Raw genomic sequence first — 23,016 nt, forward strand, 5'->3', positions numbered from 1 at the left:
GCGAGCTCGCCCATAGGGTGGAGTCATGGCAACCCCGCACTTCCGGCCCGTTCCCCATGCCCGTCCGGGAGATCGGATCGCCGTGCTGTCGCCGGCGTTTGCCGCGCCGGCGATCTCCGTCGAGGTGCACGAGCAGGCGCTTCGCCGTGTGCAGGAACTGACCGGACTGATCCCGGTCGAGTTCCCGACGACGCGGACGGCGGGGGTCAGCGCTCGCGCCCGGGCGCACGACGTGAATGCCGCTTTCGCTGATCCCGCGATCCGCGCCGTGATCGCGACGCTCGGCGGTGACGACCAGGTGACCGTCATCCCGCACCTCGACGCGGCCGTGATCGCCGCGGACCCGAAGCCATTCCTGGGGTACAGCGACAACACCAACCTCCACTCGTTCCTCTGGCGGCTCGGCGTGCGCAGCTTCTACGGCGGTTCCACCCAGGTGCACCTGGGGCCGGGCCCCGCCGTCGATCAGATCCACGCGCGGTCGCTCCGGGCGGCGCTGCTCGACGGCGGCGAGATCGAGCTGACGGAACCGGGGGAGTCGGAGGACTTCGGCCGGGAGTGGACCGACCCTCGGGCGCTGACCGAGTACGGCGATCGTGAGCGGACCGAGCCGTGGGCGTGGGCGGGCCCGGCCCGGGTGTTGAGCGGTCCGACGTGGGGTGGGTGCATCGAAGTGCTCGACCAGGTGGCACTGGCCGATCGGATGCCGTCCCTCGACGAACTGCGCGGGTCGATCCTCCTCCTGGAGACCAGTGAGACCCTGCCCGGCGCCGACGAGGTGCGCCGCTGGGTGCGTGGCCTCGGGGAGCGAGGTGTGCTGGAGGCTGTGAGCGGTGTGCTCGTGGCGCGCCCGGTGGTGACCGATCGGGGAGTTCCTCTCCCGTCCGCGGCGGAACGCGCGCGGCTCCGGGCTGCACAACGCGAGGTGATCGTCGAGCAGATCGAGCGGTACAACCCCGACGCGGTCGTCTGCGTGGGAGTTCCGTTCGGTCACACGCGGCCGCAGTGGATCATCCCGCACGGTGGCATGGTGCGTCTGGACGGTGTGGCGAGGACGGTCACGGCGTCCTACGACTGAATGGGCGACGAGTGTGACGAGATGACCAGCCGGATGTCCCGCTCTTGGCTCTGGCATTCCGTACGGTGGCATGCGGCTGGACGGTGTGGTGAGGACGGTCACGGGGTCCTCAGATTGAATGGGCGACGAGTGGCTCGAGATGACCAGTCGGATGTCCCGCTCTTGGCTCCGCCGTTCCGCACGGAGGCACCGTGTGGCTGGACGCTGTGGCGAGGGCGGTGACGGCGTCGTGCGACCGAGCCGCGGTCATCCGCGGGTTCAGTCGGCGAGTTTGCGGACGAGCGTGATCAGCGCGTCCATGTCGGCGATCTCCGCGACGGACCCGATCTCCAGCGCCTGATTGAAGTACACGCCGTCGGCCACCAGCATCACGAGGGTGAGCGCCGTGTCATCGGGCACGTGCGGGGCGAGGAAGGCGCGCCAGCTCTCGCGGAGGCGACGCAGCGCCTCCGTCGCGGTGGGGGAGCCCGACGTCGCCAGGCGTCCGACGGAGACGATGGCTCGATCCAAGGGTGAGTTGATGGTGGCCGAACTGCGGATGAAGGCGTCGACCACGCCGCCCGCCGACGCGGCCATCGCGTCGAGATCCTCGATGACGAGACGGTCCATCCGCTCGACGAGTGCCTCCTCCATCGCGGACTTCGATCCGAAATGGTAGAGCAGGCCGCCCTTCGAGACACCCGCAGCGCGCGCGGTGGCATCCATCGTGGCGGCGCGCTCGCCGTCGTCGATGAGCAGCGACTCGAAGGCGTCGAGCACCTTCTCACGCGCGTGCGGGGGTCGTGCCATGCCCAGCATCCTCTCATGCGGATTGATTACTGTACCGTCTGGACGGTATAACAGTACCCACCGGATCGCCATCGCGCTCCGGTGCCGCTACAGAACAGGGGAGCCTGTTCACGAAACCGAGGAAGAAATGTCTGTCGACACCCACGCCCTGCGTGCCGATATCGAGACGGGCCGGGTCACCTGGCGCGGATGGGTCGCGCTCGCGATCCTCATGCTGCCGGTACTGCTGGTCTCGGTCGACAACACCGTGCTGACCTTCGCGCTGCCTGACATCGCCATCTCGCTGCAGCCATCGGCCATCGAGCAGCTGTGGATCATCGACGCGTACTCGCTCGTGCTCGCGGCGCTTCTGGTGACGATGGGAACGCTCGGCGACCGCTTCGGTCGCCGCCGGCTGCTGCTCATCGGAGCGATCGGGTTCACGGTCGTCTCCGCGCTGGCGGCTTTCGCGCCTTCCGCGGGGTGGCTGATCGCGGCGCGTGCGCTCATGGCCATCTTCGGTGCCATGCTGATGCCGTCGACGCTGTCGCTGATCCGCACCATCTTCACCGACGCGGTCCAGCGCCGGCTCGCGATCGCCATCTGGGCGGCGGGCTTCTCCGCAGGCGCCGCGCTCGGACCGATCGTCGGTGGTTTCCTCCTGGAGCACTTCTCCTGGGGCTCCGTGTTCCTCATGGCCGTGCCGGTCATGATCCCGCTGCTGATCCTTGCGCCGTTCCTCGTGCCCGAGACGCGAGACCCCAACCCGGGCCGTATCGACCCGATCAGCATCGCGCTGTCGATCGCGACAATGGTGCCGGTCGTGTACGGCATCAAGGAGCTCGCGGTCGAGGGACTGCTCTCGCCGGCGCCGATCCTGTTCGTGGTGGGTCTGGGCTTCGGGTGGCTGTTCGTTCGTCGGCAGCTGCGCGCGGATGTCCCCATGCTGGACATGAAGCTCTTCCAGACGCCCCGCTTCACGGGCGCCATCCTCGTGAACATGCTCAGCGTGTTCGCTCTGGTGGGCTTCCTGTACTTCGTTTCGCAGCACCTGCAGCTCATCCTCGGCCTCTCGCCGATGGCTGCAGGCTTCGCGCTGGTCCCGGGCCTGGTGGTCATGATCGTGGCGGGTCTCGTCGTCGTTCCGATCGCGCAGCGCGTGGCGCCTCGCGTCATCGTGCCCGTGGCCCTGCTGTTCTCCATCGCGGGCTTCGTCCTGTCCGCACTCGCATCGCAGGAGGGTGCGCTGCTCACCCTGGTGATCGCGTTCGTCCTGCTCGGCATTGGCATCGGCATGGCCGAGACGGTGTCGAACGATCTCATCCTGGCCAGCGCACCGCCGGCCAAGGCGGGTGCCGCCAGTGCCGTCTCGGAGACCGCATACGAACTGGGCGCCGTACTCGGAACCGCCGTGCTCGGAGGACTGCTCACCGCGCTCTACCGGACCAACCTCATCATCCCGGACGGCGTGGGGCAGGATGCCGCCGATGCCGCCCGGGAGACGCTCGCCGGTGCCATGGTGACCGCCGACGAGATCGGCGGGGCCGTCGGCGATCAGCTGCGCCTCGCCGCCGCTCACGCGTTCGACTCGGGTGTGCTCACGACGGGCCTCATCGGCGCAGGACTCGTGGTGATCGCCGCGGTCATCGCGGCCACTACGCTGGGAGGGAAGTCCGTCGCACACTCCGACGCGGAGTGATGCCGCCCTGAGGAGAGCAATGTCGCGTGTCGTGAAGCTGGCCGTCATCCCCGGTGACGGGATCGGCCCCGAGGTGGTCGCCGAAGCCGAGAAGGTGCTGGATGCGGTCACGGCCGAGTCCGGCGTCACTTTCGAGAAGACCCGGTTCTCCCTCGGTGCCGCGCGCTATCTCGAGACGGGCGACACGCTCACCGACGAGGACCTTGCGGCGATCGCCGAGAACGACGCGATCATCCTCGGTGCGGTCGGCGGGGTCCCCGGTGACCCGCGTCTGAAGGACGCCAACATCGAGCGCGGGCTGCTGCTCAAGCTGCGCTTCACGCTGGACCACTACGTCAACCTCCGCCCCTCGCGCCTGTACCCGAACTCGGCCAGCCCGCTGGCGAACCCGGGCGACATCGACTTCGTCGTGGTGCGCGAGGGCACGGAGGGGCCGTACGTCGGCAACGGCGGCTCGATCCGCCGCGGCACGCCGCAGGAGATCGCGAACGAGGTCAGCGTCAACACCGCCTTCGGTGTCGAGCGCGTGGTCCGTTACGCGTTCGAGCTGGCCGAGCGCCGCCGCCACAAGCTCACGCTGGTGCACAAGACCAACGTGCTGACCTTCGCCGGCGGCATCTGGCAGCGCATCGTCAACGAGGTGGCGTCGGAGCACCCCGACGTGGCCGTAGACTACTTGCACGTCGATGCGGCAACGATCTTTCTGGTCACGAACCCGTCCCGCTTCGACGTGATCGTCACCGACAACCTGTTCGGTGACATCCTGACCGATCTGGCAGGTGCCGTCACCGGAGGCATCGGCCTCGCCGCCTCGGGGAACATCAATCCCGATGGCACCTTCCCGTCGATGTTCGAGCCCGTGCACGGTTCGGCGCCCGACATCGCGGGCCAGCAGAAGGCGGATCCCACCGCTGCGATCGGTTCCATCGCCCTCCTGCTCGACCACCTGGGGCTCGAGGACGAAGCACGTCGCGTGAACGACGCGATCGAGGCGGACGTCGCCGCACGCGGCGACCAGCCTCGCACCACGACTCAGATCGGCGATGCCATCGCCGAGCGCGTTCGGGCGTAGCCTGAACCCGCGCAGAACGCTTCTTCGAACCAGGATGTGACATGACCACTTCTCCCACCCTCGAATTCCAGGTGACCCGCAACCTCGCGGCCAAGACCGACGCCCAGCGTGACGAGATCCTCGCCAACCCCGGCTTCGGGCAGCACTTCACCGATCACATGCTCGACGTCTGCTGGTCGGAGACCGGGGGCTGGCACCGTCCCCGCGTGCAGCCCTACGGTCCGATCTCGCTCGACCCCGCGGCATCGGTGCTGCACTACGGCCAGGAGATCTTCGAGGGCATCAAGGCGTACCGCCATGCCGACGGCTCCATCCACACCTTCCGTCCGCTGGAAAATGCCCGTCGGCTGCAGCGCTCGGCTCGCCGCATGGCGCTGCCGGAACTGCCTGAGGAGATCTTCGTGCAGTCGCTGCGCGAACTGATCGCGGTCGACGGCTCGTGGGTGCCCTCCGGTGAGGACCAGTCGCTCTACTTCCGTCCGTTCATGTTCGCCAAGGAGGCCTTCCTCGGTGTCCGCCCGGCGAAGAAGGTGGCTTACTACCTGATCGCGAGCCCCGCCGGCGCTTACTTCTCTGGCGGCGTGAAGCCCGTCAAGATCTGGCTGAGCGAGGACTACGCCCGCGCCGGAAAGGGAGGCACGGGGGCCGCCAAGACAGGCGGGAACTACGCGTCGAGCCTGGTCGCCCAGGCGGAGGCCAGCGCCAACGGCTGCGACCAGGTGGTCTTCCTCCGCGACGGCAACGTCGAAGAGCTCGGCGGCATGAACGTCGTGTTCGTGATGAAGGACGGTACCGTCGTGACCCCCGAGTCCGACTCGATCCTCCAGGGCATCACGCGCGATTCCATCCTGCAGCTGGCGGAGGACCGCGGTCACACCGTCGAGCGGCGGGACGTGTCCCTGGACGAGTGGCGCGAGGGTGTGCGATCCGGCGACATCGTCGAGGTGTTCGCGTGCGGCACCGCCGCCGTGCTGAGCCCGATCGGACTGCTCAAGGGTGCCGGCTTCGAGGACGAGCAGCCGCTGGGCGAGCTCGCCACGAGCCTGCGTCAGGAGCTCACCGACATCCAGTACGGTCGCGCAGCCGACAAGCACGGCTGGCTCGTGCGCCTGGACGCCTGAGAGCCGGAACACCGCGGCGAAGCGCTGAGGACGGGCGTGGCGCTGAGGACAGCCGAGACGCTGAGGACAGCCGAGACGCTGAGGACAGGCGTGGCGCTGAGAGGACAGCCGAGACTCTGAGGACAGCCGAGGCGCTGAGGACAGCCGAGACGCTGAGGACAGGTGGAATGGGGCCCGTGCCTTCGTTTGAGACGGAGGCGCGGGCCCCATCCCGTGTACGGCGGGGCGATAGGCTGGCGAGGTGAGGATCGCACGTTTCAGCCACCAGGACGCCATCAAGTACGGCATCGTCGACGACACCGATCTCGTGGTGCTCGCCGGCGATCCGATGTTCGCCGGATTCGACACGACGGGGGAGCGGGTGCCGCTGTCGGACGCGGCACTGCTGGCGCCGGTCATCCCGCGCTCGAAGGTGGTGGCCGTGGGCCGCAACTACGCCGACCACGCTGCGGAGTTCGGCAATGACGTGCCGGCCGAGCCGCTGCTCTTCCTGAAGCCGAATACCGCCGTCATCGGCCCGGGTGACGCGATCGTGCGCCCGAACGCCCTGTCGGAGCGGGTGGAGTTCGAGGGAGAGCTCGCCGTGGTGATCGGCCGCATCGCGAAGAACGTGACGGCGGAGAACGCGCTGGATTACGTGTTCGGCTACACGATCGGTAACGATGTGACGGCCCGCGATCTGCAGCGCAGCGACGGCCAGTGGTCCCGCGCGAAGGGATTCGACACCTTCTGCCCGCTGGGTCCCGCGATCGAGACCGAGTTCGACCCGACGGCGGGCGTGCTCACCGCCAAGGTCAACGGTGACATCAAGCAGCAGGCTCCGCTGAGCGACATGGTGCACGGCGTGGCCGCGATCATCGCTCACGCGTCCGCGGCGTTCACGCTGCTGCCGGGGGACGTCATCCTCACGGGGACTCCCGCCGGCGTCGGTCCGCTCGTTGCGGGCGACGTGGTGGAGGTCGACATCACCGGTCTGGGGATCCTGCGCAACACCGTCCGCGACGCATCGTGACGCGTCGTCCGGTACTTCGCCACGCGGCACCGGTCGCCCGATGACCGCGCTTGCGTCGCTCGATGACGCGACGATCGCACGGATTCAGTCGCGGACCGTGCGCACGCTGGCCGTCGGGCAGGTCCTCGGCGGCATCGCGTTCGGCGCCACGGTCTCCCTCGGTGCGCTGCTGGCGAAGGACATCACCGGTCAGGACGCGCTGTCCGGTTTCGCCACGGCATCGGTCACGCTGGGTGCCGCACTCGCGGCGATCCCGCTGGCGCGACTCGCCGCCCGCCGCGGACGACGTATCGCGCTGACGCTCGGCAACCTGCTCGCCCTTGTCGGCATCGCGATCGTCATCTCTGCGGCGGCGTCGGCCACCTTCTGGCTCTTCCTCGTCGGTGTTGTCCTCATCGGCACCGGGAACGCGGGAAACCTGCAGTCCCGCTTCGCCGCCACCGACCTCGCCACACCGGCCCGGCGTGGCCGCGAGCTGTCGGTCGTGGTCTGGGCGACCACCATCGGCGCCGTTGCAGGCCCCCTGCTCCTCGGGCCGGGGGAAGCCGTCGGGCGGATGCTCGGGATGCCGGTGCACACCGGTTCCTACCTCTTCTCCCTCGTCGCGCAGGTGGCAGCGTTCCTGCTCTACATCGTCGCGCTGCGGCCCGACCCGCTGCGGATTGCGCAGCAGCGCGACGCGGCCGCCCCTGCGGCCACCGGCGGGGCCTTCGTCGACCGGCCCCGAGTTGCGCGATATGCCGTGTTCGCCGTGGCAGCCTCGCACACCGTGATGGCTTCGGTGATGGCCATGACGCCGGTGCACCTGCAGCACATGACGATGGGCGACGCGACCGTGATCGTGGGGATCACGATCGCCGCGCACGTCGCGGGCATGTACGGTCTCTCGCCGGTCTTCGGCTGGTTGTCGGACCGGTTCGGGCGTATCGCGGTGATCCTTCTCGGCCAGCTGCTGCTCGCCGGCGCGCTGGTGGCCGCGTTCGTGGGCAGCGAGTCCCACGCCGGTGTGCTGGTCGCGCTCGTGCTGCTCGGGCTCGGCTGGAGTGCGGCGACGGTGGCGGGGAGCACGCTGCTCACCGAGGCGTCCTCCCTCGAACGGCGCCCGCGTCGGCAGGGTCTCAGCGACTCGCTCATGAGCCTCTGCGCGGCCGTTGGCGCGGTGCTCGCCGGGCTCGTGCTGCAGGCGGTGGAGTATCGGGGCCTCGCGGTGGTCGCGCTCGTGCTCGTGATCGCCGTGACCGTGGTGTCGCCCTTCGCGCTGCGCGTGCGCGACCCGCGGGCCTGACCGGGGGCCGGAGGGCGGCGGAGCGTGGAGCGCGCTCAGCTCATGGGGCGCAGCACGGCGCCGTCGACGGCGGGCAGGTGGAGCGCGAGTGCGTGCTCGCCGCCCACGTCGAACGTCTGCTCGCTCGGCAGCAGCCGGCTGTGATCGCGAATCGGGTCTGCGGTTCCGGGGTTTCGCAGGTACACCGGATGAGCACCGGATGACACCTGGAGACGCAGCCGGTGTCCGGCGGCGAAACGGTGGGCCAGGGAGGCGAGCTGCAGGACCGTGTGCGTACCCGCCTCGGGGTTTCGCCGGATGTAGCCATCGGTGACCGTGCGAGAGCGCCCCCGCTCGTCCACGTCGCAGAGCCGAACGAACAGATCGACGCGAGGGTTGGTGGAGGTCAGTGTGATCTCGACCCGCGGTTCGCCGATGATGAGAAGGTCGTCGTCGAGCGGGTCGGACGTGAACAGCACGACGTCCGATCGAGCCTCCCGGCGACGCTGGATCCGATAGCCCGAGGCGAACGGGCCGAGGGTGCGACCGCCTTCGCTCGGTGTGGGATCAGCCGGGTCGTAGCGGTACGACAGCGGTGTGGCCCGCTCATCGGGAGCGCCTGGGCGCAGACCGCCGGCTGCGGTCGCCGCCCACACGCGGGACTCGGCGGGCGGCGGCCACGAATCCAGCTCCCGCCAGCCGATGCCGCCGGTGACCTCGATGCGCACGTCCGGGAGCCGATCCAGTGAGTCGAAGGAGACCAGCGCATCGCGCACGCCCATGACGGAGGTCTCGGGTGCACCGTGGAGCCAGTCGCCGATCGCCAGCTTCGCGGGGACGCCTCCCGCGACCAGGGCCGCATGATCCTTCAGCTGCTCCTGCAGGAACAGGTCACGCCACCCCGCCACGAGCGCCACGGGCGGAATGCTTGCGAGATCCTGGGCGAAGTGGAGCGGTTCCCACCAGGGGTCGTCACGCTGCGAATGCTCCACCCAGTCGCGGAAGAACCGGGGATCTGTCCCCACCGCCGCCTGGGCGGCTTCCGCAGGCGGAACCGTGAGGGATCCGCGGCGGAGAGCGGACGCAGCGCGCAGAATCATCCCGATGCGCGCGAGAAGCGGACGCTCCTGCATGCGCAGCGCGAAACTCCACGCCACGGTGGTGTCGATCGCGAAGCCGCCTCCCGGATAGATGATCCCGTCGTCGAACCGGCGAGCCGACACAGCGATGCCCATCGCGTCGGGGCGGTCGGGTCCGTCGCAGAGGGCCCATTGCGTGACACCGAAGTAGCTTCCGCCCCAGGTGTGTACCCGCCCGGTGGCCCAGGGCTGGGCGCGCAGCCAGGTGAGCGTGCTCTGACCATCGGCGACCTCGTCGTGCAGCGGGCTGAATTCGCCCTCCGATCCGAACGTCCCGCGGCAGCTCTGGACGATCACGTGGTGTCCGCGTTCGGCGATGAACTTCGCGACCCCGGCGATGCCATCCCTCCCGTACGGGGTGCGGATGAGGAGAGTGCTGTCTGCGGCATCGGGGGCATGCCAGTGATCCGTGAGGAGCGCAGCGCCGTCGTGAGCGCGCACCGGGATGTCGCGGTCGCGCTGCACCTCCGGGTGGGTCGCCGGCGGCATGCCCTCGCTGCGGGCGAGGCGACGATACTCCTGTGCAGCGACGCGCGTCAGCCGCGGGCCCCGGCCGCTCAACGCACGCTCCGTACGCGCGTGACGGCGAACGCGGCGATGAGTGCCATCAGGAACGCCGCCACATAGAGAGCCGCGAAGTTCTCGCCGGTGTCCGAGCCGATGCGGGTGAGGAAGAATCCGAGCACAGGCACGACGATACCGGGAAGCAGATATGCCAGCGCCACAATGCCGAGGTCCTTTCCGGCGTCCTCGATCGCGGGCAGTGTCTCCGTCATCAGAGCCACATCCGCGGCGATGTAGGCGCCCTGGCCCGCACCCACGATGGCGATTCCCACGAGGAACATCGCGATGTCACCGAACGCGATCGCCACGATCAAACCGGCGGCACTGGTCAGCGCCCCGATGATCACGGTGGGCTTGCGCCGCCCCGTGCGGTCGGAGATGACACCGAAGACGAAGGCGAGCAGCAGGTTGCAGAGGGTGAATGCGCCGGTGGCCTGAGCCTGGATCGCGGCGATCTGCGCCGGATCGTCAATGCCGAACCGGCTGGAGATCGTCAGGTAGAGGTAGTTGGTGACCGAGACGATCGAGGCGGTCATGAAGAAGCGGCAGATCCATGCCCAGGCGAAGTCGGGGTGACGACGCGGGTTGAGCCAGAAGGTGTCCAGAACGGTCCGCCAGTTCAGAGCGGACGCGGGCTCCGTGCGGTGCAGGTCATCCAGCGTGAAGAACAGCGTCATCGCCAGGAGGACGGACACGCCGCCGGGAACGAGGAACATGGCCGCTTGCCCCCACGACGCCACGATGCCGGTGACCGCGACGCCGGTCAGGATGCCGATGGTGGTGGCTGCGCCCGTCACCGCGGACATGATGGCCCGGATCCGCCGGCGGATCTGGTCGGCGAACAGGGTGTGGATGGTCATCGAGACGGCGCCCCACCCGGTGAGCACCAGGACCGCTCCGATGCTCAGCGTGACGAGGGAGGGAGCGAGTGCCTCGATCACGAAGCCCAGGAGCGCGATCACGGACCCGTACAGGATCCAGGGGCGCCGCAGGCCCCAGCGCGAGAGCGAACGGTCGCTCAGCCGGCCGAACAGCGGTGTGGTGATCAGGATCGCGACCCCGCCGAGCGTCAGCACGAAGCTCAGGTCGCCGGTGGCGGTGTCCGGACTCCACTCCTTGAGCAGCTGCGGCACGGCCACCCCCGCCATGCCCTGTGCGAGTCCGCTCGCAAGCCAGGTGAGGACGAAGGCGATCCAGAACGCGGGGGACTGACGCGAGCCCGGAATCTCGTCGGCGGGCGGGGTGGCAAGGGGTGTTGATGTGCTGGTGCTGGTGCTGGTGCTGGTGCTGGTGCTGGTGCTGGTGCTGGTGCTGGGGGTGATCGCCGCGGTGGCTGTGGTTGTTGCGGGGTGTGGGGGAGTCGATGTCGCCGCGGGCGGTGCGGTGGGGTCCGTCGTCCTTTCGGGATGTGGGGGAGCCGAGCTCGCAGTGGGTGGTGCGGTGGGGTCCGTCGCCGTTGCAGTGGGGTCTGTCGTCGTTGCGGGATGCGGGGAAATCGATGGGGTGCGCCGGCGTACCCGGGTCGCCGCGGGTGGAGGGGCGGTGTCCGTGATCGCGTCTCGCTCGGGATCCGGCCGGTCGCGCTGCTCCGGTGGGAATGGCATGTCTTCTCCTCATCGTCGGGGTCGAGGCCAGGCCGGATCGGAAGGCTGCCGCACGGTCGGGATCTGGTGAGTGTATGCGCGTACATTTCCAGGCGTCAAGTGGCATAGAGTGGGACGACCCGAGAGAGGAGCCCGATGCGATCCGCGAATGTGTACGACGTGGCAGGGGCCGCGGGCGTGTCCACGGCGACGGTCTCCCGGTACTTCCGCGCGCCGGACAAACTCAGCGCCTCGACGCGGGAACGGGTGCGACGAGCCGTCGCGGAACTCGGCTATCTTCCCAGCGGCAGCGCGCGTGCCCTCGCGGAGCGCCAGACCGGGGCCATCGGCGTGTACTCCTTCAGCGGACACGAACCCGACGAGGTGTGGGAGCCGTCGGCCGCGACGAATGGCCTGCAACCGGATCGCGCGGGCGAGGAGGAGGACATCGTCGTGCGTGTGGCTGGTCAGCGGCGGCGTCCTCGCCTGTTCCCGCTGTTCGCCGATGAGGTGCTCCGCGGTGCGGAGATCGAGTGCACGGTGCGACGCACACCGCTCGTGGTGGGCTGGCAGCCCGGCACGAGCGTCGGAGTCGAGCTGGAGGAGATCGCTCGGCGCGTCGACGGCGTCGTCGTGCTGCCGTCGACCGTCGACGACGAGGCGGTCGCGCAGCTCAGCCGGACGAAGGCGGTTGTGCTGGTCGCTCAGCCGGCACCGCGCGACGTCATCGCGGACGCGGTGGTCATCGACAACGAAGGTGCCATGCGGGCACTCGTCGAGCATCTCATCGAAGAACATGCGGTGGACTCCTTCTGGTACGCCGGATCGGATGTCGGGCACGAGCACGAGGCTCGCCGTCGAGGGTGGGAGGCGGCTCTGGATGCGCGGGGGCTCCGCGCCGACACGCCGGACATCACAGACGGAGGCTCGCGCGCGGCAGCGCGCGCGGTGATCGCGGACCTGCTCCGATCGCTGGTGCCCCCGCGCGCGATCGTCTGCGCGAGTGATCAGACCGCGCTCGGTGTCATGGAGGCGCTCCACGACGCCGGGTTGCAGGTTCCCGAGGATGTCGTGGTCACCGGTTTCGACGGGATCGACGCCGGAGAGTTCGCGAGGCCGACGCTCACCACCATCCGGCAGCCCATGGAAGCGCTCGGGCGGACCGCGGTGAGCCTGCTGGCGTCGCGCCTGGAGGCCCCCGACACCGCCGCGCGTGTGGTGCGCCTGCCGGTGGAGCTGGTGCTTCGCGCGTCCTGCGGCTGTACTTCGGTGGATGGGGGTTCGTCCTGACCACGGGGCGTGAGCGGCGCGGCGGATAGAATGTGAGGTGATGTCGACTTCACCTGATCCCCGCACCACGACCGCCTCCGGCGCGGACGTGCGCGTGCGCTTCTGCCCGTCACCCACCGGTCTGCCGCACGTCGGCATGGTGCGCACCGCCCTGTACAACTGGGCGTACGCCCGTCACACCGGCGGCAAGCTCGTGTTCCGCATCGAGGACACCGACGCCGCCCGCGACAGCGAGGAGAGCTACCGCCAGCTCGTGGACGCGCTCACCTGGCTCAAGATCGACTGGGACGAGGGGGTCGAGGTCGGCGGTCCGCACGCTCCCTATCGCCAGTCCGAGCGCAAGCACATCTACGCCGAGGTCCTGCAGAAGCTGATCGACGCGGGTGTGGTGTATGAGAGCTACTCCAACGCGGAGGAGATCGACGCGCGCAATGAGGCGGCGGGGCGGGCCAAGCAGCTGGGCTACGACAACTACGATCGCGATCTGACCGACGAGCAGAAGGCAGCCTTCCGTGCCGAGGGCCGCGAGCCCGCGTACCGCCTCCGGGTTCCCGACGGCGACTTCACCTATGTCGACCTGATCCGCGGCGAGGTCACCTTCCCCGCCGGGTCGTTCCCCGACTTCGTGATCGTGCGGGCCGGAGGCCACGCGCTGTACACGTTCACCAATCCGGTCGACGACGCCCTCATGGGCATCACCCATGTCATTCGCGGTGAGGACCTCATGCCTTCGACCGCGCGCCAGCTCGCCCTCTACGGCGCGCTGATCGATGCAGGCGTCACCGATTTCGTACCGCGCTTCGGGCACATGCCGCTGGTACTCGGAGAGACCGGCAACAAGAAGCTGTCCAAGCGCGACCCGCAGGCGGATCTCTTCCTCCAGCGCGACAAGGGCTTCATCCACGAGGGTCTGCTCAACTACCTGGCGCTGCTGGGATGGTCGATCGGGCCGGACCGCGACATCTTCTCCCTTGAGGAGTTCACCGCAGCGTTCGACATCGCCGACGTGAACCCGAACCCTGCCCGATTCGATCAGAAGAAGGCCGAATCGATCAACGGCGATCACATCCGCCGTCTCGATGTCGAGGACTTCACGGAGCGCTCGATCGCGTACATGACGGCCGCCGGCGTGTGGTCGGAGCCCACACCGGCGCAGCGCGCGCTGTTCGCGAAGGCGACGCCGCTGGTGCACGAGCGCGTGCAGCTGCTCGGCGAGGTGCCCGGCATGCTCTCGTTCCTCTTCTCTGACTCGGTCACGTATGAGGCCGACGCGATGAAGGGGCTCCCCGCCGATGCGCCGATGGTGCTGACCGCGTGCATCGGGGCTCTCGAGGTCGTCCCGGAGGCGGACTTCGATGCCGCCCACATTCAGGAGGCGCTCGCCGCGGCCCTCGTCGACGAGCTCGGACTCAAGCCCCGCGTCGCATACGGACCGCCGCGCGTGGCCATCACGGGCCGGCGCGTCTCGCCCCCGTTGTTCGAGTCGATGGAGCTGCTCGGCAAGCCGGAGACGCTTCGCCGGCTGGACGCGCTGGCGAACGAGCTGACGCAGGCCGACTGACCGCCGTGGCGGACGGACTCGACGAGATCGCGGCCGGGCTCTGCTCCGGTCCGCTCGCCGAGTTCGTCTCGTCACGCGCAGCGCGTGCTGCTCGCACCGAGGACCCGGAACTGGCGCGCCGAATCCGGGCGCTGCGCAAGCCGAGCGTGGGCGCGTGGGTGGTGAACGTGTTCGCGCGTCGGCGCGCCGCGCACCTAGCCGAGGCGCTGAGCCTCGCCGCGGATCTGCGCGAGGCGCAAGAACATCTCGATGCGGCGGCTCTCACCGAGCTCAGCCGTCAGCGTCGCGCTCTGACACGGCACCTGGCGCAGGAGGCGGTGAAGCTCGCCGAGTCGCAGGGGGAGCGGGTCACGGCAGCCACCGCCGAGTCTGTGCATCAGACGATCTCCGCGGCGTTCTTCGACCCGCAGGCTGCCGCGGCCGTGGCCTCCGGTCGGCTGATCCGCACCCTGGAGCCGAGCACAGGGCCTGCAGATCTGAGTGATGCCGTCGCCGGGGGCGCGCCCGACCTCACTGCGGCGAACCCGCCGCCGACGGATGAGCTCGCCGAGCGGCGACGCCGCCGTGCCGCCGAGGCCGCGGTGCGCGATGCTGAGAGAGCGCGGGAGCGGGCCGACCGCGTCCTTGCCGATCTGATCAAGCACACGCAGGATGCACAGGCGCGCGCGGACGCTCTCGCCGACCGCGTGGCACAGCTCGAGGCCGACCTCGAGCGCACCCGCGCCGCCCTCGACGCCGCGCGGTCCGTCGTCGAGGAGGCCGAACGTCAGCAGGGAGATCGAGCTCAGGAGGCGCGAAGGGCGCACGAACAGGAGGCGGCAGCGCGCGCTGCGCTGGAGCGTCCAGAGAGCTGAGGTATGCCGGGGATGCGCCGGGGGCCGGCATATCCGGGCCACGCCACACATGAGAAGGCCCCCGGTTTCCCGGGGGCCTTCATAACGCTGGGGTACCTGGACTCGAACCAAGAACAACTGAACCAGAATCAGCCGTGTTGCCAATTACACCATACCCCACCGGTTATCGACCGGCGTCGCAACGTGTTCTAGCTTAGACCACGCGTGCGCACGGGCCAAACCGAGAGTGCATCCCGCGCGCGTCACAGCAGGGGGCACGTGCACGTGCGGTCGCTGTGAAAGGATGACCGGGTGAGGCGCTCTGTTTCCCCCGCACTGGTCATCGCAGCATTGAGCGTGGTCGCGCTCACCGGATGCTCGGCATCGCCTGTGCCGGCATCACCGGGGACCGCACCCACCGCGGAGGCGAACGCGCCCGCGGGCTCGGCGGCGACTGCATCGTCCGAGCCGAGCACGGGGGAGACCCCCGGCACCGAGGCATCGGTCGCCGCGGCGATCACGTGCGCAGACATTGAGCCGCTCGCCGCGTCGATCACAGGCAACTTCACCCTCTCCGCGGCGGACTCGGTGGAGGGGGCTGAGGGGACGACATGCGTGTGGACCAATGAGGCGATCACGTCCGGCTCCACGGATATCGCCGACTATGCGGCACTGTCGGTTGGTATCGACGATCTGGCGTGGACAGCAGAGGAACTCAGCACCCTGCCGGGCGCCACCGATGATCCGCGCGCGGGTGCGCTGGGGGGCCGGGTTCTGATCCTCGGCTCCGGTGAGACCTTGGGGGAGGTCGGTTCGGTTCAGGTTCTCTCCCCGCGCGGCTCGGTCACGATCGTCGCCACGGGCACTCTGCTGACGGCGGCTCCCGACACGGCCATCCCGGTGGACGCAGTGATCGACGTCGCTGCGGCCGTCGCGGCGTTGCGCGCTTAGCCGCGGCCGCCGGAGCACCACGCGTCATCCGCGGGGCGGGCACGCCTCGAACACGTACTCCGCGGAATCGGGGGTGTGAAGGTCCCGATCGCGCAGGATCATGAGCGTCGGAGAATCTGCGTCGGCGCACATCTGCGCGAAGGACCGGGGCAGCTCGTCGGTGTACTCGATGTCCAGCACGGCATCGCCGTACACGTCGCGATAGGCCGCGCATTCCTCGTAGGCGGCGCACTCCTCGGTCACCGCGAAGTCGAAGCCGGCATCCGCGCGCAGTCGGGCGGCATGCTCGGCGGTGTTCTTCTGGCCGACCGCGAGACCCGCGTCATGGGCCACATCTGACAGCATCCGGGCCAGATCGATGTTGTCCTCCAGGCTCAGCGCCTCCGCTGACCGGGTGAAGCTGTCGAGGTTGTCGAACTCGACCGCCTGGAACCCGTCATCGGCACATCCGCGCAGCCACGGCGCGACCACGGCGACGATCGCGGCGCGGCGGTCGGGGGTGGAGGTGTCCAGCAGCACCTCGTCGGGCCAGTCGGGATCGTGGACGAGGTCGCCCTCGTCATCGGTGAGAAGCACGGACGACGGCCAGGAGCCGGCCTCGCCCGGCTGGGTCTGGAACGCGTTCACGTAGCAGATCGTGTAGGCGTCCGGCGCGGGCGGTGCCGTGCGGTCCCGCGCCACGATACCGACGCCGGGGCCGAGCTCGTACGGACCGCCCAGCTGGTAATCGAACGTCGTTGTCTCGGGCCACGGAGTTCCGGCGCCGGCAATGTCGCCGACGTCGGATCCCGTCGCAGCGCAGCCGGAGAGCAGCAGCACCGTTCCGAGCGCGGCGATGGTGATCACGGGGCGGAGGGCGGACACGGATCCAGCCTAGGCGCGGCGACGTACGCGCGCTTTGGCAGCCGCGGCGCGTGCTCGATCTCGGCGCGTGGTGTGTGGCAGGACCCCGTGATCTGCTGGTGGCTCGAACGGGGCGCGTCACGTGACGCTGCGTGACCGGTGATTGCGGCAGATGAAAAACACGCCGCCACGCCCGCGCCGTCGGCGCTGTACTGGAGCTCTGCGAAGCCGTCCCCTCAGAGGAGCCCGTCATGACACGTACCGCCCACGCCGCCCCAGCCCTGCTCGACCACATCGTCATCGCGGGTCCCGACCTCGCCGGCGTGATCGCCTGGTTCGCAGAACGCACGGGAGTGACCGCCGCACCGGGCGGTGCCCACCCGACCGGCACGGCGAACGCCCTGGTCGCGCTCACCGTCGACGGCCAGCGTGTTCCCCACTACATCGAGCTGATCGGTCCGAACCCGGAGGTCGAGCACGAGGGGCCGGTGACCACGTTCGGCATCGACGGGCTGGACGCACCCCGCATCGTCACGTACGCCGTGCACCCCGACGACATCGAGCAGGCTGTCGCGTCCTCGCGCGCCCGCGGCTACGACCCGGGCGAGATCTGGGACCTGTCGCGTCGTCGGCCCGACGGCGAACTGCTGGAGTGGCGCCTGACGCGCGGAAGCGGGGACTTCGCGGTTCCGTTCCTCATCGAGTGGGGGAACACCCCGCAGCCCGGTCTGAGCGATATCCCCACGATCGAACTGGTGAGCTTCGAGCGAGTGGTGGCCGACGACGCGGCGCTGTCCGCGGTGCATGACGCCCTCGGCCTCGGTGACGATGCGCTTGTTCCGCTCGTGACCGGCGATGCGGACCCCTACCGGCTCACGCTGCGGAACGCCCAGGGCGACGAGGTCGTGCTGTGACCCTGCACGATACGGATCTGCTGGCACCCGCGGACGAGGTGACGGCGTCCGCCCGACGGGCCGGCACCTCGGAGCACGCGCTGCAGACGGCCCTGGACTGGCACGTGCGCACCGCGCGACCGGTGGAGGCGGTCAGCGTCGTCGAGCAGTCGGCACACGCGGGCGCCGGGGACGGCGTCGTGGCGGAGCTGTCACGGCGGGTCGACGAGTCGGCACCGGTGTTGCAGCAACTCGCCATCGACCTGCATGATGATCCCGAGATCGGTTTCGCGGAACGGCGCTCCGTCGCCCGTATCGCCGACGTGCTGCGTCAGCACGGCATCATCGCGGAGATCGGCGCATTCGGCCTGCCGACCGCGTTCCGGGCGAGCGTCGGCCCATCGGAGGGGCCACATTTCGCGCTGATCGCGGAATACGATGCACTTCCCGGCGTCGGGCACGCATGCGGGCACAACATCATCGCGGCGGCAGCCGTGGGCGCGTTCCTCGCTGCGGCGCCGGTGGCCGAGCGTCTCGGCGCCCGGCTCTCGCTGATCGGCACGCCGGCCGAGGAGAACGGCGGTGGCAAAGAGCTCATCCTCCGCGCCGGCGGATTCGACGACGTCGATGCTGCCGGAATGGTGCATCCGGGAGCAGGATCGGCGGTCTCTCCCGTCCTGGCGCCCCGCACGACCGGTGTCCGTCGTGTCGCCGTCACCTACCGTGGCCGCGCCGCGCACGCGGCCGCTTCCCCATGGCTCGGCCGCAACGCCCTCGACGCCGTCGTGACCGCCTATCAGAGCGTCGCGCAGCTCCGCCAGCACATCCTTCCGATCGACCGGGTGCACGGCATCATCACCGACGGCGGAGCAGTGCCCAACGTCGTGCCCGAGCAGGCCAGCGCATTGTTCTACGTGCGCTCGGCAGAGATCGAGACGCTGCGCGCCCTCACCGATCGCGTGGTCGACGCGCTGCAGGGCGCCGCGCTCGCGACCGGCACGATCGCCGAGATCGACGTTGACCCCGTGCCGCCGTACCTCCCGCTCCAGCACAACCGCGAGCTCACCCGGCGGTGGGTGCAGGCCGTACGCGGACGCGGCCGGGAGGTGCCGGTCTCCCCGGTGGTGCAGGCACAGGGTGGCGCGTCCACCGACATGGGCAACGTCAGCCACTATGTGCCGTCCCTCCACCCCTCCATCGGACTGGGCGGCCCTGACGATGTGCATCCGCACAACGCTGCCTTCGCCGCCCACACCATTCGGCCGGCGTCCTTCGTCGCCCTGTCCGATGCGGCCGTGGCGCTCGCGGTGACGGCGGCGGACTTCCTCGCCGACCCTGAGCTGCGAGCCGAGGTGAACGCCGAGTTCGCCGCGCACGGCGGACGCTTTCGCTGGACGGACGGCGCGCAGAGCTGAGTGTGCCGGAGAGAAGCTCAGAGCTGTCAGGAAGTGACGTCGCGTCCGTTCGTCGGCGCATGCGTGACGGGATCCGGGGCGTCCAGCGCGGTGAGCCCGTCTGGAGGGGGCGCGCCCGAGTGAGGGCGCGGCGTCGTGATCTGCTTGTCGGCGCGATGGCGAGGACGCGTCCGAGTCAGGACTTGTAGTCGTACATCCGCTCGTCGGCACGGCGGATGAGCGTATCCAGGTCGTCCTCCGGGGAGCGCTCGGCGATGCCATAGCTGAACGGGACCGGTGACGTGCGGCGCACGCGGGCCATGATGCTGCGTGCCGTGCGTGCATCGGTCCCGGTCAGCATCACGACGAATTCGTCTCCGCCGAGCCGGCCGACCACGTCCGTATCGCGGATGGCAGCACCGAGATGGTGGGCCAGCGCCTGCAGCGCCGTGTCACCGGCGTGGTGGCCCGCGGCGTCGTTGACGGCCTTCAGACGGTCGGCGTCCACGAGCACCACCGTGAGCGATTCGTCGCGACGGTGTGCCCGGCGCACCTGGTCTCCGCCCACGCGATGCAGACCCCGCCGGTTGAGGACACCGGTGAGCTGGTCGCCGTCGACCCGACGGCGGTAGTACGCCGAACCACGGATGCCGAGCACAAGACACAGCACCGAGAAGATCGTGAATTCCGCGACGGCGATGGGGGTGAGCACGCCACCTTCCGGCGGGAGCCCGCGAGCCGCGGCTGCACCGACGGTCGCGGCCACCGCCGGATATACGATCAGGCGTGCGAGCCAGGGCGGCGAGAACCAGCCCAGGTAGAGCGCGACGAGCGGGAACTCCCGCAGGCAGAGCAGAGTGTGAGCGGTGTCGGTGCCGAAGACGGCGAACACAGCGAGCATGACGGCGGGAATGAGAGCGGCGGTCATCCCCACCCAGGCGGGGAGGCGTTCACGGAGCACGACGGCGGCGATCACCACGACTGCGCCGAGGAGGATGCGGGCTCCGGTGTAGACGAGGAGGTCCAGCGTCGGCTGCGGCTCCTCCAGCACGATGTGCGCGAGGGCGCTCAGCACCAGCGCGCCGGCGAGAGCGCCGGTGGCGAAGGCGTAGGCGCGTTCTTCCCCGCTGAGCCGAGCGCGCAGCGAACGGCTCGCGCGCTGTGCGGCGGCCGATCGGTCACCCGTCATCTCTCCTCCTTTCGCGGCCTCGTCTTCCCGCCCGCACCGGGTGCTCGGTGCAGGGGCTCACCAGAGAGACGGGGGAGTGCGCGTTTTATGACGCGAGTTGCGACGCGGATGCCGAGGCCGGCGCCGTTGCGGATATGCAGCATGCAGTAGACGCAATAGAGTGAGCACGGCCAACAGAGGCGGGAGGCGCACGTGGCGGTTGTGTTCCAGCCCATCGTCGACCTCCGTGACGAGAGCGTGGCGGGCGTCGAGGCCCTGTCGCGCTTCGCGGATGGGCGCACGCCCGAGGAACATCTCGCGCAGGCGCGCGCACGAGGAACCCTCGTGGAACTGGAGCTCTCGTTGCTGGCCGACATCCGGCGCGCAGCGGCGGCGATCCCCGACGGATGGCTGATCACCTGCAACGCGTCCGGACCCACCTTCGATGCCCTGGAGAACGAGCGGGTGGCCTTCGACCGCCGCCTGCGCTGGGGGCTCGAGCTCAGCGAGCTGTCCGCCCCCGCCGCCTGTGCCGCCGCGCGCCGCATCAGCACCGCGCTCGGCTGTCTCCTGCTGCTGGACGACGCCGGTGCCGCACACTCGACGGTCGAGCGGATCCAGGAACTGCGCCCCGACATCGTGAAGCTCGATCGGTTCATCGTGGCCACGTACGAGGACGACGTCGCCACGCAGGCGCTCGCGGCGCGCCTCTGCGATGCGGCACGCGCCGTCGGTGCCCGCCTCCTCGTGGAGGGTATCGAGACCCCGCGACAGGCAGCGCTGGCTCGCGATCTCGGGGCCGAGTACGCCCAGGGATATCTCTTCGGGCGACCGGCACCGATCGCCTGAGGACAGGCCTCTCCGGCGGCGTCCCAATGAGATTCACAGGACAGAGTGCCCGATCCGGCCCCGCAGCACCGTGTAATAGAAGATGCAGCAGTGACGTGACTGCCGGTGGGCCCCCGTCCTCCGGCACCGTTCACGAGCGAGTGGCCGGTGGTCCCGATCCACGTGGTGTCGTTCGTGGCCGGCACGCGTCCTGAATCAGAGGAGGGGAGATTTGCTGTGTCCGGCCACAGATCTATCCGGCGTCCCGGACTGACGCGCACCGGGCGCCTTGCGGGCGTCATCGTGATTGCGATCACCCTGCTGGCGGCGGCGCTCCTGATCGCGGTGATAGCCCTCACCGCGCCCCGCCCGGTGTGGGATCCCCGGGAGGGCAACCTGCTCGGATTCGAGTTCCGGTACGACGCCGATGGCCCGGCCATCGGACTCCTGATCGGTGCCGTTCTCTTCGCATCTGCCGCGGCTGCAGCCGTCGTGCTCTACGAGCTGCACGTCACCCGCCGGTCCCGGCGTACGCCACCGGACATCGACGCGCGCCCGCTGGCGCCTCGGCGCATCATGGCCGCGACGCGTGGCGTCTTCGACGGTCCGGTCACCATCACCGCACTCATCCCGGCACACAACGAGGCCGACAACCTCCCGGCCACCCTCGCCTCGCTGCGCGCGCAGACCACGCCTCCCGAGCGGATCATCGTCATCGCGGACAACTGCACCGATGACACGGTAGCTCTCGCCCGCGGTGCGGGAGTCGAGGTGTTCGAGACCGTCGGCAACACCCGGAAGAAGGCTGGAGCGCTGAACCAGGCGCTCGGTGAGCTCCTGCCCCAGCTCGGCAACAACGACGGCGTTCTCGTGATGGACGCCGACACCCGCTTCGCCACCACCCGGTTCCTGCGCGTGGCGCGACGGCGGATGACCGCGGACCGCGCGCTGATGGCTGTGGGTGGACTGTTCCTCGGAGAGCCGGGACATGGCCTGCTGGGACAATTCCAGCGCAACGAGTTCACCCGATACTCCCGGGAGATCCGTCGCCGCCGCGGCAAGGTGTTCGTTCTCACCGGCACGGCCAGCGTGTTTCGGGCCCCCGCCCTGCGCGCCGTCGCCGATGCGCGCGGGGGGCTGATCCCGGGCAACGCGGGCGAGGTCTATGACACCGTGGCGCTCACCGAGGACAACGAGATCACCATCGCGATCAAGAGCCTCGGCGGGCTCATCGTCTCCCCGCCGGAGTGCGTCGTGGTGACGGAGCTGATGCCGACGTGGCGGATGCTGTGGAAGCAGCGGCTGCGGTGGCAGCGTGGAGCGCTGGAGAACCTGGGGGAGTACGGGCTGACGCCGACGACGGTGCGCTACTGGTCGCAGCAGATCGGAATCGGGTACTCGGTGATCGCGCTCACCTCGTACTTCGCGCTGATCATCACGATGCTGCTCGCGCTGGATCAGTGGGTGTGGTTCACGTTCTGGATCGCCATCGGACTCGTGTTCATGATCGAACGTGTGGTCACGGTGTGGAGCGGCGGCTGGCGTGCTCGCCTGCTTGCTGCGCTGGTGATCCCCGAGCTGGTGTACGACTTCTTCTGCGACGTGGTTTTCGTGAAAGGCGTGATCGACATGGCATTCGGACGGGAAGCGACCTGGTCGCATCTCCAGCAGCCCGCCGGCCGCGCCGATGCGGAGGCGACGGCATGAGCGTTTTCGCGGCGGGAGGAACCATGCCGGCGGGAGTCCTGCTTCCCGAAGCCGTGCTGAACAGCCCGTGGTTCGCGGTGCTCGCCGGATTCGTCGCTGTGAACACCGTCGTGTACGTCTGTCTGGCGGTGTTCAAGATGCTGCCGCCGCCGCGGTGGCGCTGGCGGGGTCGCTCCCGCCGATCGGAGACGCGCAGCATCCATCCGGACGGACCCCTCTGACACGCGTCCGGACCGTGCGCGAGGTCG

The 23,016-nt window shown here is 69.4% G+C and carries 20 protein-coding genes and 1 tRNA gene; 15 read left to right on the forward strand and 6 right to left on the reverse strand.

What is annotated here, in order from left to right; all coding sequences use genetic code 11:
* Positions 1-25: 25 nt before the first annotated feature.
* Complete coding sequence (locus tag LQ566_RS01555; protein ID WP_231089803.1) at positions 26-1,078, forward strand: S66 family peptidase; 1,053 nt, start codon at positions 26-28, stop codon at positions 1,076-1,078.
* Positions 1,079-1,336: 258 nt separating this feature from the next.
* On the opposite strand, the gene LQ566_RS01560 is transcribed toward LQ566_RS01555, so the two are convergent.
* Complete coding sequence (locus LQ566_RS01560; RefSeq protein ID WP_231089804.1) at positions 1,337-1,867, reverse strand: TetR/AcrR family transcriptional regulator; 531 nt, start codon at positions 1,865-1,867, stop codon at positions 1,337-1,339.
* Between the two features lie 127 nt (positions 1,868-1,994).
* Here LQ566_RS01560 and LQ566_RS01565 point away from each other — a divergent pair, with 127 nt between their 5' ends.
* From LQ566_RS01565 to LQ566_RS01585, 5 genes are all read left to right on the forward strand, one after another.
* Positions 1,995-3,545, forward strand: a complete 1,551-nt coding sequence (locus LQ566_RS01565; protein ID WP_231089805.1) for an MFS transporter — start codon at positions 1,995-1,997, stop codon at positions 3,543-3,545.
* Positions 3,546-3,564: 19 nt separating this feature from the next.
* Entirely contained in the window at positions 3,565-4,617 is a 1,053-nt protein-coding gene (locus LQ566_RS01570; RefSeq protein ID WP_231089806.1) for a 3-isopropylmalate dehydrogenase, read from the forward strand.
* 41 nt (positions 4,618-4,658) lie between these two features.
* A complete protein-coding gene (locus tag LQ566_RS01575) occupies positions 4,659-5,738 on the forward strand; it encodes a branched-chain amino acid aminotransferase (RefSeq protein WP_231089807.1) in 1,080 nt (359 codons plus the stop codon).
* A gap of 241 nt (positions 5,739-5,979) precedes the next feature.
* Complete coding sequence (locus LQ566_RS01580; RefSeq protein WP_231089808.1) at positions 5,980-6,750, forward strand: fumarylacetoacetate hydrolase family protein; 771 nt, start codon at positions 5,980-5,982, stop codon at positions 6,748-6,750.
* Between the two features lie 40 nt (positions 6,751-6,790).
* Positions 6,791-8,035: an MFS transporter gene (locus LQ566_RS01585; RefSeq protein ID WP_231089809.1), complete on the forward strand. Its 1,245-nt coding sequence runs from the start codon at positions 6,791-6,793 to the stop codon at positions 8,033-8,035.
* Positions 8,036-8,070: 35 nt separating this feature from the next.
* On the opposite strand, the gene LQ566_RS01590 is transcribed toward LQ566_RS01585, so the two are convergent.
* Together LQ566_RS01590 and LQ566_RS01595 are read right to left on the reverse strand one after the other, a co-directional pair.
* Positions 8,071-9,714, reverse strand: a complete 1,644-nt coding sequence (locus LQ566_RS01590) for a CocE/NonD family hydrolase (protein ID WP_231089810.1) — start codon at positions 9,712-9,714, stop codon at positions 8,071-8,073.
* On the reverse strand, positions 9,711-11,321 hold the full coding sequence (locus LQ566_RS01595; RefSeq protein ID WP_231089811.1) for an MFS transporter: 1,611 nt from the start codon (positions 11,319-11,321) through the stop codon (positions 9,711-9,713). The genes LQ566_RS01590 and LQ566_RS01595 overlap by 4 nt, the downstream gene beginning before the upstream one ends.
* Before the next feature lie 135 nt (positions 11,322-11,456).
* Here LQ566_RS01595 and LQ566_RS01600 point away from each other — a divergent pair, with 135 nt between their 5' ends.
* From LQ566_RS01600 to LQ566_RS01610, 3 genes are read left to right on the forward strand one after another with little or no spacing between them, the layout of a single operon-like run.
* Complete coding sequence (locus LQ566_RS01600) at positions 11,457-12,590, forward strand: LacI family DNA-binding transcriptional regulator (RefSeq protein ID WP_231089812.1); 1,134 nt, start codon at positions 11,457-11,459, stop codon at positions 12,588-12,590.
* Positions 12,591-12,630: 40 nt separating this feature from the next.
* Positions 12,631-14,151 (forward strand): glutamate--tRNA ligase, encoded by a 1,521-nt coding sequence (gene gltX, locus LQ566_RS01605; RefSeq protein ID WP_231089813.1) that lies wholly within the window; start codon positions 12,631-12,633, stop codon positions 14,149-14,151.
* A gap of 5 nt (positions 14,152-14,156) precedes the next feature.
* Complete coding sequence (locus LQ566_RS01610; RefSeq protein ID WP_231089814.1) at positions 14,157-15,005, forward strand: transposase; 849 nt, start codon at positions 14,157-14,159, stop codon at positions 15,003-15,005.
* Between the two features lie 87 nt (positions 15,006-15,092).
* Here the strand turns inward: LQ566_RS01610 and LQ566_RS01615 are convergent.
* A tRNA-Gln gene (locus LQ566_RS01615) sits at positions 15,093-15,164 on the reverse strand.
* Positions 15,165-15,296: 132 nt separating this feature from the next.
* Here LQ566_RS01615 and LQ566_RS01620 point away from each other — a divergent pair.
* Positions 15,297-15,935 (forward strand): hypothetical protein, encoded by a 639-nt coding sequence (locus tag LQ566_RS01620; protein WP_231089815.1) that lies wholly within the window; start codon positions 15,297-15,299, stop codon positions 15,933-15,935.
* 24 nt (positions 15,936-15,959) lie between these two features.
* On the opposite strand, the gene LQ566_RS01625 is transcribed toward LQ566_RS01620, so the two are convergent.
* Complete coding sequence (locus LQ566_RS01625) at positions 15,960-16,799, reverse strand: endo alpha-1,4 polygalactosaminidase (protein ID WP_231089816.1); 840 nt, start codon at positions 16,797-16,799, stop codon at positions 15,960-15,962.
* Positions 16,800-17,029: 230 nt separating this feature from the next.
* On the opposite strand from LQ566_RS01625, the gene LQ566_RS01630 reads away from it, so the two are divergent.
* Both LQ566_RS01630 and LQ566_RS01635 read left to right on the forward strand, forming a co-directional pair.
* Positions 17,030-17,692, forward strand: coding sequence for a VOC family protein (locus LQ566_RS01630; RefSeq protein WP_231089817.1), 663 nt, complete (start codon positions 17,030-17,032; stop codon positions 17,690-17,692).
* On the forward strand, positions 17,689-19,086 hold the full coding sequence (locus tag LQ566_RS01635) for an amidohydrolase (RefSeq protein ID WP_231089818.1): 1,398 nt from the start codon (positions 17,689-17,691) through the stop codon (positions 19,084-19,086). The genes LQ566_RS01630 and LQ566_RS01635 overlap by 4 nt, the downstream gene beginning before the upstream one ends.
* 175 nt (positions 19,087-19,261) lie before the next feature.
* Here the strand turns inward: LQ566_RS01635 and LQ566_RS01640 are convergent, their stop codons facing one another.
* On the reverse strand, positions 19,262-20,254 hold the full coding sequence (locus LQ566_RS01640) for a GGDEF domain-containing protein (protein WP_231089819.1): 993 nt from the start codon (positions 20,252-20,254) through the stop codon (positions 19,262-19,264).
* 192 nt (positions 20,255-20,446) lie between these two features.
* Between LQ566_RS01640 and LQ566_RS01645 the strand changes: the two genes are divergently transcribed.
* The 3 genes from LQ566_RS01645 (at position 20,447) to LQ566_RS01655 (ending at position 22,989) form a co-directional block, all read left to right on the forward strand.
* Positions 20,447-21,082 (forward strand): EAL domain-containing protein, encoded by a 636-nt coding sequence (locus tag LQ566_RS01645; RefSeq protein ID WP_231089820.1) that lies wholly within the window; start codon positions 20,447-20,449, stop codon positions 21,080-21,082.
* A gap of 282 nt (positions 21,083-21,364) precedes the next feature.
* Positions 21,365-22,768, forward strand: a complete 1,404-nt coding sequence (locus tag LQ566_RS01650) for a glycosyltransferase family 2 protein (protein WP_231089821.1) — start codon at positions 21,365-21,367, stop codon at positions 22,766-22,768.
* Positions 22,765-22,989: a hypothetical protein gene (locus LQ566_RS01655; protein ID WP_231089822.1), complete on the forward strand. Its 225-nt coding sequence runs from the start codon at positions 22,765-22,767 to the stop codon at positions 22,987-22,989. The genes LQ566_RS01650 and LQ566_RS01655 overlap by 4 nt, the downstream gene beginning before the upstream one ends.
* Positions 22,990-23,016 lie beyond the last annotated feature (27 nt).

This window comes from Microbacterium nymphoidis, assembly GCF_021044885.1.
Taxonomy (GTDB): Bacteria; Actinomycetota; Actinomycetes; order Actinomycetales; family Microbacteriaceae; genus Microbacterium; species Microbacterium nymphoidis.